The organism is Caulobacter sp. GW821-FHT09A05 (assembly GCF_059418465.1).
In genome coordinates this window covers 178,690-190,862 of sequence record NZ_JBWKPX010000009.1, presented here as the reverse complement: position 1 = coordinate 190,862, position 12,173 = coordinate 178,690, and the positions used below count along the sequence as shown (strand labels likewise).

Here is a 12,173-nt window from a genome sequence, read left to right as displayed (position 1 = left end):
AACGCCTTGGCCGCCAGGTGCAGCATCACCGCGCTGTCCTTGCCGATCGAGTACAGCATCACCGGCTTCTCGCACTCCGCCGCCACCTCCCGCAGGATGTGGATGCTCTCCGCCTCCAGACGCTGCAGGTGCGTCAAACGCGCCGGGGACAGGGCGGGGGCGGTCGCGGGGGCGTTCATGGACGGGTCCGCAAAGGCGTCGTGCGACAGCGAGGCGACTTGGGTAGGGGGCAAAACGCGTATCCGCAAATGGAAAGCTCCGCCGACGCACGAAAGCGCGGCGGCGGGGCGGTGATCCTGGGCGTGGACCTAGGTCTCGCGGGGGCAACGGGCAAGGCGGGGAAATCTGCAGGCGCTGTGAGCTTCGATGGAGCCGCCCGCGGTGCAAGGCGTCGCGAGCGGCGCCGTTTCATGACCAAAAGTTCATTCGCGTGGGACGGCGAAGCATTGCATAACGCCGCTATCGGAAAATGGGTTTCCCGATGTCATCCCTGGCCGAATTCATCGCCGCGATCATGCTCTGGCTTTCGTCGATGGCGCTTTGCCAGTTCGGCATGGCCGTCGAGCACAAGGCCAAGGCGCCGCCCAAGGCCGAGCGGGTCATCGCCCGCACCCCGCGCCAGCAGGCCGTACAGGCCGTCGAGCGTTGCCCCCGTCTGCATACGGCCGAGATCAGCGCCTAGGCTTTCGCCTCGCCAACCCCTGTCCAGGATGGGAAATCCGGCGGAACCCGCTATGCGCGCCGGCTTTTCGCCGCTAGGTTTATTCGTTGCGTGCGAGAGGGGCGTCCGCGCGGCGATGTTCATCCGGCCCCAAGCCGTTTCGCCCTGGGACTATGGCTGCGTATGAAGCCTAAGAAGCGCCAACCGCTTGATTTCACCGGCATTCCCATGGAGCCGCCGGTCGAGGACGCCGGTCGTCCCGACGAGGCGGAAGCCCAGCCCGATGCGGACGCGCCGGTCAGCGAGCCTGACCTGGATCTGGATATCGCCGCCGTCCCCGACACCTCGGCCTCGCCGATTCTCGATCGAGGCCCTCTGGATCTCGGTCCCGAGCCTACAAAACCTGTCGTCGAGCCGGTTCCCGAAACCCCGCGCGCCACGGCGCGACGCGGCTTTTTTGGCGGCGCCGCGAAGGCCCAGCCGGTTCCAGAGGTCGCGCCCAAGACCTTCGAGCCCTTCGAGCCGGTCGAACCGCCAAAGACCGAAGTCGCGGCTCCCGAACCGAAAGCGGTGATCGAACCGGCCCCGCCGCCGAAGTCGAATTTCAAGCCGTCCGAGCCCGAGGCCGATCCCGCCCCGTTCACGCCAGCCCGTGGTCGGCGCAGCCCGCCGGTCGAGGCCGAGCCCCTGGCGCCGCTGCCGTCCTTCCTGACGGCGCCCGTGGCCGCCCAGGCCGCCCAGGCCGCCCAGCCGCCGGCCCCGGTGGTCGAGCCCGAGCCGCCGGCCCCGTCCGGGCGGTTCGAGGCCGCGGTCTCCAAGCCGCGCGAGACGCCGCCGGCCACGCCGACCGTCACCCCGCTGTCCACGGCCCGCGAAGGCAAGAAGCCGATGCCCGCGCCGCTGTTCTGGAGCCTGGCGGTCGCCGCCGCGGCGCTCTGGACGCTGGGGCCGATCGCCTTCGCGCTCGGTTACGGCGCCGGCGTCCCGGCCCTGAAGGTCGACCAGTTCGCCCTGATGGTGTTCGCCGCCCTGGCCGTCGGGCCGGCCGCCTTCACCCTGCTGGGCGCCTACATGCTGCGCCAGGCCATGGGGGTCTCGGCCGAGCTGAAGCACACCCGGATCATGACCGATCGCCTGGTCAGCCCGGCCGCCCTGGCGGCCGCGGGTGTCGACGGGGTGGTCGAACGCATCCGCGACCAGATCGACGCCGCGACGACCGCCGCCGAGGCCGCCCGCGTCCGGGTTCAGGAACTGCGCGAAGCGTTGGCCGAAGAAACCCTCGCCCTGGCCCAGACCACCAGCGAGTCCGCGCGGATGGTTCAGCAATTGTCCGAGGGCCTGGGCCACGAGCGCCAGGCCATGCACGCGCTGTCGACCACGCTGGACGCCCAGTCCACGGCGGTGGTCGACGCCATCGGCAGCCAGGCCCGCATGGTCGCCGAAGCCTCCGACCTTGCCGAGACCCAGCTTCGCGAGGCCGAGGCGGCGCTGGCCGCGCGCGCCGCCGACCTAGCCGCCGCCGCCGCCGAGGCGTCCGACGCCGCGCGGGTGGGAGCCGAGGACCTGTCGCGCCAGATCGCCCGCCTGGAGACCGCCGGCCAGGGCGTCGGCGACCAGATGAGCGCCGTCGAGCGCAACCTGGCCGGCCAGCGCGCCGCCCTGGTCGCCGCCAGCCAGTCGCTGCGCACCGACCAGGAGGACTTCGCGGCCGAGAGCGAGACCCGCACCGCCCAACTGACCGAGTTCATCGGCCACACCCGCGCCGGCGCGACCGAGATGAGCGACATGGCGGCCATGGGCGCCGAGGTGCTGCGCGGCCTGATCGGGGCGGCGGCCCAGCAGTTGCGCGAGGTCGCCGAGACGGCCCGGGCCGAGCGCGAGGCCCTGGCGGCCGAGACCTCCAGCGCCATCGCCGCCCTGGCCAGCGCCGCCGGCGGCCAGCGCGCCGACCTGGAAACCGCCCTGGTCCAGGCGATGAGCGCCATGGCCGAGGCGGCCCGCAAGGCCAATGAAGGCGTCGAGCAGCGGGTGGAGGCGGCCCGCGTTCGAGTCGACCAGCTCAACGAGATCGCCTTCGCCGCCGGCCAGAAGGCCGACACGGTGTTCGAGTCCCGCATGGACGAGGCCCGCGACCTGATCGAGCAGTCGGCCCAGGTGGTCGAGCAGGCCGGCGCCCGCACGGCCCAGAAGCTGTCCGAGAGCGTCGAGACCGCCCGCGCCACCATCGCCGAGATGGAGGCCATGTTCGCCGATGTCGGTCGCCGCACCGCCGACCTGCCGGCCGAGGCCCTGGCCCGCGCCAACGAGGTCCGGGCCCAGATCGAACAGGGCATCGAGGACCTGCGCAATTCGGCGCGCCGGACCGCCGAAGAAACCGCCGCGATCGACCAGGCGTTCCAGGAACGCGTCCGCCGCAACTACGACATGCTGAGCGAGGCGGTCGGCCGCATGAACGCCGCGCCGCCCGCCGCGGCGCCGTCCCGCGCGCCGCCGCCCTTGAATCGCCAGGTCCAGGCCGCGGCGCCGCCTTCGCCGCCACCCGGGCCACCGCCTGCGCCACCGCCGGCTCCCAAGCCCGCCAACGAGCCTGGCGCCGAGGAAGCGGGCTTGCGTCCCCGACTGCGCCTGACCCCCACCGCCACCGATGACGAGTTCCGCTCGGTGTTCGACGCGGCCGGCGGGCGCAACGCCGCGCCCGCGCCGTCGTCCGAGAGGGCCGAGCAGCAGCCGCAAGGGAGCGGCCTGTCGTGGCGCAGCCTGCTGTCGGGCCTGGAGAGCGCCGCGCCGGGTGACGCCGCCCTGGGCGAGAAGATGGCCGGCGAGATCCTGGCCATGGGCATCGACCCGACGGCCCTACTGCCTCGCGCCCGCATCGACGAGATCGCGGCCACGATCCAGACCCATGACGAGAGCGGGGCGCGCGAGGTGGTCAAGAAGCTGGCCCCGGCCGCCATCCGCCGGCTGGTCCGCCGCCTGTTTTCCGACGCCCCGTTGCGGGCCGACGCCGAACGCTTCCTGCGCCGCTACGCCGGCATGATGGACGAGGCTTCCGAGCAGGACCGCGAGGGCTTCCTGGTGGCGGCCCTGCTGTCGTCGGACGCCGGCCGCGCCTACCTGCTGCTGGACGCCGCGTTCGGGGATTTGGCTTAGGAGCATGGGCCTGACGTGAAGCGCCTGTTCGACGCGGCGGCGTCCGGGGCGGCGTTGCTGCTGCTGGCGATCCCGCTGCTGATCGTGGCGGCCGTCGTGCGCCTGACCTCGCCGGGGCCCGCCTTGCACTGGTCCCAGCGCGTGGGGCGCAACAATGTCCTGTTCGCCATGCCCAAGTTCCGGACCATGCGGATCGACGCGCCGCAGGTCGCCACCCACCTGCTGGAGGACGCCGACCGCTGGCTGACGCCGCTGGGCGGCTTCCTGCGCAGGACCAGCCTGGACGAGCTGCCGCAGCTGTGGAGCGTGCTGGTCGGCGACATGAGCCTGGTCGGGCCGAGGCCGGCGCTGTTCAATCAGGACGATCTGGTCGCGCTGCGCACCGCGTTGGGGGTCGAGACGCTGCGGCCCGGCGTCACGGGCTGGGCGCAGATCAACGGCCGCGACGAGGTGTCGATCCCGGAGAAGGTGGCGCTGGACGCCGAATACCTGCGACGTCAGGGGTTCTGGTTCGACCTGGCCATCCTGCTGGCGACGGTGCTGCCCGTGGTCACGGGCAAGGACGTGACGCGGTAGGGCTCGCCGACGGGCGCCGGCGGGGACACGGGACGGCGCGTGTCCCCAACCGGGTCGTTAGGCGAGTTCGCCGTAGGCTTTCTCCAACGCCGCGACGAAGGTCGCATTGGCGGCCAGGTCGCGGCTGAACACCGGCTCCAGCTTCAGGAACGCGGCCACGTCGGCCCCGGCGTCGCCGGTGCAGGCGGCCGCCGTCTCGACCAGGCGATCGGCCAGCGGATCGACGATCTTGACGCCTTCCGCCGCGCGGCGGCGGACGAAGCGCATCCACGCCGCCAGGGGCAGGGCCAGGCGGTCGACGGGGCGACCGGCCTCCAGGGCGTCGGCGACCGTGCCGAGGATGCGGAACGGCAGCTTCTGCGAGCCGTCCCAGGCGATCTGGCTCAGCAGGTGGCGGATCTCGGGATTGCGGAACCGGCCCAGGATGGCCTGGGCGTAGGCCAGGAGGTCCAGCCCGCGCGGGGCGGTCAGGGTCGGGATGATGTCCTGGACCATCAGGTCTTCGGCGATTCGGGCCAGCGCCGGATCGCTGATCGCCTCGAACACCGTCTCGTGGCCTTTCAGCAGGCCGGCATAGGCGATGGTCGAGTGGACGCCGTTCAGCAGCCGCAGCTTGGCGCGCTCGAAGCCGCGCACGTCGTCGGTCAGGGTGACGCCGACGGAGGCCAGGTCCGGCGCGTCCGGTCCCAGCACGTCCTCGACCACCCACTGGGTGAAGGCCTCCCGCTGGATGGGCCAGGCGTCGGTCAGGCCGGTGGCCCCTTCGACCCGGACGCGAAGGGCGTCGTCGGTGGCGGGGGTGATGCTGTCGACCATGGTGCGGGGGAAGCGGCCCTCGGTCTCGATCCAGGCGGCCAGGGCGGGGTCGACGTCTTGCGCGAAGGCCACGACCGCCGCCTTCAGCCGCCAGCCGTTGTCGGCGAGGTTGTCGCAGGCGACGACGGCGTAGGGCGGCAGGCCGGCCTGGTGGCGGCGGCGCAGGCCCTCGACGATGTAGCCGACGGCGCTGATCGGCTCGCGCGGATGGGCCAGGTCGTGGACGATGTCGGGATGGGCGGCGTCCAGCTTGCCGTCGCCGGTCAGGCAATAGCCCTTCTCGGTGACCGTCAGGGTGACCATGCGGGTGGTCGGAGCGGCCAGGCGGGCGAAGACCGAGGGGGGATCCTCCGGCGCGACCAGCACCTCCAGGATCGAACCGATCACGCGGAACGTGGTCTCGGCGTCCAGCTGGGCCAGGGTGTAGAGGCCGTCCTGTGGCTGCAGGGCGTCGCGCACGCCCGGGCTCTTCAGCGACACCGCGCACAGGCCCCAGCGCGGATCCTGGGCCAGCAGCTGGTCGAAATAGAAGGCTTGGTGGGCGCGATGGAAGGCGCCTGGGCCGAAATGCACCACGCCGACCGTGACCTTGTCGCGATCATAGGCCGGCAGGGCGACGCCGGGCGCGGCGGCCGGATAGCTGGCGGTGTTGAGACGTAGGGGGCGGGAAAGGGTGTCGGTCACAGAGTAACGCCTTGTTTCCAGATGGCGATTTCACGTTCGCCGTTGAGTTCGGCCTTGGTCGGCTGGCCCGAGGCCGTGGCCACGACCAGATCCATCAGGGAGTCGGCCGCCGCATCCATGGTCTGGCCTGAGAGCACGACCCCCGCGTCGAAGTCGATCCAGCCGGGCTTGCGGGCGGCCAGGGCCGAGTTCGAGGCGATCTTCAGGGTCGGGGCGGGAAAGCCCAGCGGGGTGCCGCGACCGGTGGTGAACAGGATCACGGTCGCCCCGGCCGCCGTCAGGGCGGTGGACGAGACCGCGTCATTGCCCGGCGCCTCCAGCAGGGTCAGGCCGTGCGGTCCCACCTGCTCGCCGTACCGCAACACCTCGACCAACGGCGCGCGGCCGCCCTTCTGCACCGCGCCCAGGGACTTTTCCTCAAGCGTGGTGATGCCGCCGGCGATGTTGCCGGGCGAGGGATTCTCGTAGATCGGCTGATGGTTGTCTATGAAGTAGCGCTTGAAGTCGTCGATCACCTCGACGGCCTGGTCGAACACGTCCCGGGTGGCGGCGCGGGCCAGCAGCACCCCCTCGGCGCCGAACACCTCGGGGATCTCGGTCAGCACCGGGGTGCCGCCGGCGTCGGAGACCTTGTCGGCGATGCGGCCGACCAGGGGATTGGCGGTGACGCCCGAGAAGCCGTCCGAGCCGCCGCACTTCAGGCCCACCACCAGGTCCGACAGCGGGGCGGGCTCCCGACGGTCCTGCTCGGCGATGGCGACCAGTTGCTCCACGGCCTCCAGTCCGTCCTCCAGCTCGTCCTCGACCATCTGGGTGGTGAACGACCGCAGGCGTTCCGGATCCAATCCCGGGGCCGATTCCAGCAGGGCCTTCAGCTGGTTGTTCTCGCAGCCCAGGCCCAGGATCAGCACGCCGCCGGCGTTGGGGTGGGCGGCCAGGCCGGCGATCAGCTTGCGGGTGTGGGTCAGGTCGTCGCCCAGCTGTGAGCAGCCGAACGGGTGGGGGAAGGCGAACACGCCGTCGACGCGGCCAGCGAAGCGGGCGTTGGCTTTCTCGGCGATCCGCCGGGCGGTGTTGGCCACGCAGCCGACGGTGCACAGCACCCAGATCTCGTTGCGCGTGCCGACCCGGCCGGTCTTGCGGCGATAGCCGAGGAAGGCCCCGATCGGCGGCGCGGCGTGCGGCTCGGGATGGGCGTCGGCATAGGCGAAGTCCTCGACACCCGACAGGCGGGTCTCGACATTATGGACGTGCACGTGGTCGCCGATCGCGATGTCGGCGGTGGCTCGCCCGATCGGCCAGCCGTATTTGAGGACGTCCTGACCACGAGCGACCCCGCGCACTGCGATCTTGTGGCCCTTGGGGATGTCGGCGCGCGCGACGATCGTCTGGTGGTCGTGCAGGTTCAGCGCCTCGCCGGCGACGAGGTCCCGCAAGGCGGTCGCCACGTGGTCGCGCGGATCGACGCCGTGGATCGATTCGGACGGGCTGGGGGAGGGTTCGCCTATCAAAGCCTTGGCCATTGGAACTTTTCGTGCTGCCATTCTCGTCTGTACGTCGGGGAAACCGGTGTCACCATAGGGCAATAGCGCCCGGCGGTGCATTTGTAGCGACGCCGTCGCCGGTAGGGTATGACAAAACGAGACAACGATCGCCGCATGGAAACGCTTTGACCTCGTCCAAGACCCCTTCGCCGGACGCCGACGGCGTGGAAATCGACGCCGGCCCCGAGGCTGGCCTCGAAGGCGGTCGCAAGCGCGCGACCATCAACGACATTGCGCGCCTGGCCGGCGTGTCGAAGAAGACCGTTTCGCGGGTGATCAACCAGTCGCCTTTCGTGCGTGACGAGACCCGCGAACGCATCGAGGCGGTGATCGCGGAGTGGGGCTACGCGCCCGATCCCCAGGCCCGGGGCCTGGCGTTCCGCCGCTCGTTCCTGATCGGCATGATCTATGACAACCCCAACCCGCAGTATGTCGTGAACATGCAGCTGGGCCTGCTGGACGGCATCCGCGGGTCGGGCTTCGAGTTGGTGGTGCACCCGTGCGACCGCGCCAGCCCGACCTTCCTGCAGGACATCCGCACCTTCGTCGAACGCCAGAAGCTGTTCGGCGTGGTGCTGCCGCCCTCGGTGTCGGAGGACGAGCGGGTCGCCAAGCTGCTGCGCGAGATCGGCTGCGAATATATCCGCATCGCCTCGGTCGAGCTGGACAAGCCCGAGCACATGATCGTCGGCCACGACCGCATGGGCGGCGAGGCCATGGGCGCCTATCTGGTCGAACTCGGACATCGCGAGATCGGCTTCATCAGCGGCCTGCCCAGCTTCCGCTCGTCGCACGAGCGGCGAGGGGGCTTCGAGGACGCTTTGAACAAGGCCGGGCTGGAGCTGAAGTCCGACTACGTGGTCCAGGGGGCCTATACCTTCGAATCCGGCCTGGCCTGCGGCGAGCAGCTGCTGGCCAAGACGCCGCGCCCCACGGCGATCTTCGCCGGCAACGACGAGATGGCCGCCGGCGTGCTGCAGGCCGCCCGCCGGGCCGGACTGCAGGTGCCGGCCGACGTGACCGTGGTCGGCTTCGACGACTTCCAGATCGCCCAGGCCGTCTGGCCGCCGCTGACCACGATCCACATTCCGACGCGCGAAGTGGGCCGGATCGCGGCCGAGAAGCTGATCGGCGCGGCGGTTCGCGACAAGCGTGACCCCAACAGCACGATCCCCTACCTCGTCGTCCGGGAGTCGTCCGGCGCCCCGCCGGCGGGGTAGGAGCGACGGCGCTTTGGCTTGCATGGCGCCATGACACCGGTTACCAAGCGCGTCGAAAACGGCCCGTGAAAGCCGTCGACGGAGTAGGGAGTAAGAAGCGCCATGACCCGGCCCCTGGTATTTTCCGACGACCGTCTGTTTCCGGCCGACGAACGCACGCGCGCCATCGCCCGAGCCCTGTACGGCCAGGTCAAGAGCCTGCCGATCATCAGCCCGCACGGCCACACCGACCCGGCGTGGTTCGCGACCAACGCCCCGTTCGAGGACGCCACCGACCTGCTGCTGGCGCCCGACCACTATCTGTTCCGCATGCTCTACAGCCAGGGGATCAGCCTGGACGCGCTGAAGGTCCGGTCCAAGGCCGGCGTGCCCGACACCGACCCGCGCGAGGCCTGGCGCCTGCTGGCGGCCAATTTCCACCTGTTCCGCGGCACGCCGTCGTGGCTTTGGCTCAACCACGTGTTCAGCCAGGTGTTCGGCCTGAAGGTGTTCCTCGGCGCCGAGACCTCGGACCTCTATTTCGACACCATCAACGAGGCCCTGGCCACCGAGGCCTTCCGGCCCCGGGCCCTGTTCGACCGCTTCAACATCGAGACCCTGGCCACCACCGAAGGCCCGCAGGACAAGCTCGAGCACCACAAGGTGATCCGCGAGAGCGGCTGGGGCGGCCACGTCGTCACCGCCTATCGCCCCGACGCGGTGATCGACTTCGAGGACGAGCGGTTCGGCCGCGCCTTCGAGCGCTTCGCCGAGGTTTCCGGCCAGGATGTGACGAGCTGGAAGGGCTATCTCGAGGGACACCGGGTTCGCCGCCAGGCCTTTATCGCGGCCGGGGCCACGTCCAGCGACCACGGTCATCCGACCGCCGCCACCGCCGATCTTTCCGAAGCCGAGGCCGAGGCGCTGTTCCAGAGCCTGCTGAAGGGCGACGTCACGCCGGCCAAGGCCGAGCTGTTCCGAGCCCAGATGCTGACCGAGATGGCTCGGATGAGCCTGGACGACGGGCTGGTCATGCAGATCCACCCCGGCTCGCACCGCAACCACAATGTCGGCCTTCTGGCGTCGCACGGCCGCGACAAGGGCGCCGACATTCCCATGCGCACCGAATATGTCGAAGCGCTGAAGCCGCTGCTGACCCGGTTCGGCAATGATCCGCGCCTGTCGATCATCCTCTTTACGCTGGACGAGACCGTCTACAGCCGCGAGTTGGCCCCGCTGGCCGGCCACTATCCGGTGCTGAAGCTGGGCCCGTCCTGGTGGTTCCACGACAGCCCGGAAGGCATGATGCGGTTCCGCGAGCAGGTCACCGAGACCGCCGGCTTCTACAACACCGTCGGGTTCAACGACGACACCCGCGCCTTCCTGTCGATTCCGGCCCGCCACGACGTGGCCCGCCGGGTCGACAGCGCCTTCCTGGCCCGCATGGTCGCCGAGCATCGGATGGACGAGGTCGAGGCGGCCGAACTGATCGTCGACCTGACGTACAACCTGCCTAGGAAGGCCTACAAGCTCGACCAGCGTCCCAGCTGGGCGCGCCCCGTCCAGCCGATCAAACACGCCGCCGAATAGATTTTCCGGAGTCTCCTGATGTTCACCAAGACCTACCACGCCACCCACCCGGACATGATGTTCGCGGTCAGCAACGACGACTTGCGCGATCGCTACCTGATGGACGGCCTGTTCGCGGCCGACGACATCGTGCTGCACTACAACCACGCCGAACGCTTCGTGGTCGGCGGCGCGGCCCCGGTGTCCAAGGGCGTCAAGCTGCCCGACCAGACCGAGCCGGCCTCGGCCGCCGGCCACCCGTTCCTGGAGCGCCGCGAGCTGGGCGCAATCAATGTCGGCGGCGGCAAGGGCAAGGTCACGGTCGACGGCGTGGTCTACGATATCGAGCCGCGTGACGGCATCTATGTGACCATGGGCGCCAAGGACGTGGTGTTCGAAAGCCTCGACGCCGCCAATCCGGCCCGCTTCTACATCACCAGCCTTCCGGCCCACGCCGCCTTCGAGACCAAGAAGCTCGAATTCGCCAACGCCATCCCGATGGAGCGCGGCGCGCTGGAGACCTCGAACGAGCGCACCATCTACCAGTACATCGTGCCGACCACCTGCAAGTCGGCCCAGCTGTTGCTGGGCATGACCGTGCTGAAGCCGGGCAGCGTCTGGAACACCATGCCGCCCCACCTGCACGACCGCCGCTCGGAGGCCTATTTCTACTTCGGCCTGGGCGAGAACGACCGGGTCTTCCACTACATGGGCGAGCCGGACGAGATGCGTCACATCGTGATCGCCAACGAGGAAGCGGTGATGAGCCCGCCGTGGTCGATCCACATGGGGTCGGGCACCTCGAACTACACCTTCATCTGGGCGATGGGCGGCGAGAACCTCGACTATACCGACATGAACGTGCTGGACATCTGCCAGCTGAAATAGGGGCCTGCAGGTCCACGTTTCTCCCGTTGTCATCCCGGGCGAAGCGTAGCGAAGACCCGGGATCCAGGGGAAGGCGCGGTGCGTCGGCTCCTGGATCCCGGTCAGCCTCTTGGAGGCTTCCGGGATGACGAGATTCAGGATCAGGAAGCACGCACCATGGCCAATCCGTTCAGCCTCGAAGGCAAGGTCGCCCTCGTCACCGGCGCCAATACCGGCCTTGGCCAGGCCGTGGCCGTCGCCCTGGCCGAGGCCGGGGCGGACATCGCCGCCGCGGGCCGCAGCGCGCCGACCGAGACGCAAGGCCTCGTGGAAGCCACAGGCCGCAAGTTCCTGTCGATCAAGGCCGACTTCGGCTCGATCGAGCCGGTGCAGCGCGTGGTCGACGAGACCGTCGCCGCCTTCGGCAAGGTCGATATCCTGGTCAACAACGCCGGCATCATCCGCCGCGCCGACAGCATCGAGTTCACCGAGGCCGACTGGGACGCGGTGATGGACACCAACCTGAAGGTCGTCTTCTTCCTGACCCAGGCCTTCGCCCGGCAGGTGATCAAGCAGGGCGGGGAGGGCGCCAGCATCGGCAAGATCATCAATATCGCCAGCCTGCTGTCCTTCCAGGGCGGCATCCGCGTGCCGTCCTATACGGCCAGCAAGAGCGGCCTGGCGGGCCTGACCAAGATCCTGGCCAACGAGTGGGCGTCCAAGGGTGTCAACGTCAACGCCATCGCGCCCGGCTATTTCGACACCAACAACACCGAGGCCCTGCGCAACGACGCCGACCGCAACGCCTCGATCCTGGCCCGGATTCCGGCCGGTCGCTGGGGCCAGCCGGGCGACCTGGGCGGCGCCGCCGTGTTCCTGGCCTCGCAGGCGGCCGACTATGTCCAGGGCATTACCTTGCCCGTCGATGGGGGCTGGCTGGCGCGCTAGAGGCAGAAATCTGCGCAAAAGCAAATTTGGTACCGTAACCATTGCGCCGGCCGCCTTTTCGCGGTCGGCAAAGCGCGGTAAGGGCGCCGCTGCGTCAGCAAGGGCTTCAAACAGGAGTTCGGGGCCAGCCGGCGTTTCGTACGTTTCCTTCCTGATCAA

General features: G+C 69.7%; 9 protein-coding genes and 1 pseudogene. 7 read left to right on the top strand and 3 right to left on the bottom strand.

The features are described 5' to 3' along the window. Positions 1-179, bottom strand: a pseudogene (locus tag AC07NX_RS11335) (sulfate adenylyltransferase subunit CysD); the annotation flags it as partial. Positions 180-481: 302 nt separating this feature from the next. On the opposite strand from AC07NX_RS11335, the gene AC07NX_RS11330 reads away from it, so the two are divergent. From AC07NX_RS11330 to AC07NX_RS11320, 3 genes are all read left to right on the top strand, one after another. Next, a complete protein-coding gene (locus AC07NX_RS11330) occupies positions 482-682 on the top strand; it encodes a hypothetical protein (protein ID WP_494641856.1) in 201 nt (66 codons plus the stop codon). Between the two features lie 162 nt (positions 683-844). Then, positions 845-3,811: a coiled-coil domain-containing protein gene (locus AC07NX_RS11325; RefSeq protein ID WP_494641855.1), complete on the top strand. Its 2,967-nt coding sequence runs from the start codon at positions 845-847 to the stop codon at positions 3,809-3,811. A gap of 15 nt (positions 3,812-3,826) precedes the next feature. Beyond that, entirely contained in the window at positions 3,827-4,387 is a 561-nt protein-coding gene (locus tag AC07NX_RS11320; protein WP_494641853.1) for a sugar transferase, read from the top strand. A gap of 57 nt (positions 4,388-4,444) precedes the next feature. Here the strand turns inward: AC07NX_RS11320 and AC07NX_RS11315 are convergent, their stop codons facing one another. After that, positions 4,445-5,887 carry a mannitol dehydrogenase family protein gene (locus AC07NX_RS11315; protein WP_494641852.1) on the bottom strand — a complete coding sequence of 481 codons (1,443 nt, stop codon included), beginning with the start codon at positions 5,885-5,887 and terminating at the stop codon, positions 4,445-4,447. Next, positions 5,884-7,410, bottom strand: coding sequence for a UxaA family hydrolase (locus AC07NX_RS11310; RefSeq protein ID WP_494641851.1), 1,527 nt, complete (start codon positions 7,408-7,410; stop codon positions 5,884-5,886). Before AC07NX_RS11310 ends, AC07NX_RS11315 begins: the two co-directional genes overlap by 4 nt. Positions 7,411-7,556: 146 nt before the next feature. On the opposite strand from AC07NX_RS11310, the gene AC07NX_RS11305 reads away from it, so the two are divergent. The 4 genes from AC07NX_RS11305 to kduD all read left to right on the top strand — a co-directional run bounded on the left by AC07NX_RS11305 (position 7,557) and on the right by kduD (position 12,014). Then, entirely contained in the window at positions 7,557-8,651 is a 1,095-nt protein-coding gene (locus tag AC07NX_RS11305) for a LacI family DNA-binding transcriptional regulator (protein WP_494641850.1), read from the top strand. Between the two features lie 102 nt (positions 8,652-8,753). Continuing rightward, entirely contained in the window at positions 8,754-10,220 is a 1,467-nt protein-coding gene (uxaC, locus tag AC07NX_RS11300; RefSeq protein ID WP_494641849.1) for a glucuronate isomerase, read from the top strand. Between the two features lie 18 nt (positions 10,221-10,238). Beyond that, complete coding sequence (gene kduI / locus AC07NX_RS11295) at positions 10,239-11,087, top strand: 5-dehydro-4-deoxy-D-glucuronate isomerase (protein WP_494641847.1); 849 nt, start codon at positions 10,239-10,241, stop codon at positions 11,085-11,087. A 156-nt stretch (positions 11,088-11,243) separates the two neighbouring features. Further along, positions 11,244-12,014 carry a 2-dehydro-3-deoxy-D-gluconate 5-dehydrogenase KduD gene (gene kduD, locus AC07NX_RS11290; RefSeq protein ID WP_494641846.1) on the top strand — a complete coding sequence of 257 codons (771 nt, stop codon included), beginning with the start codon at positions 11,244-11,246 and terminating at the stop codon, positions 12,012-12,014. Positions 12,015-12,173 lie beyond the last annotated feature (159 nt).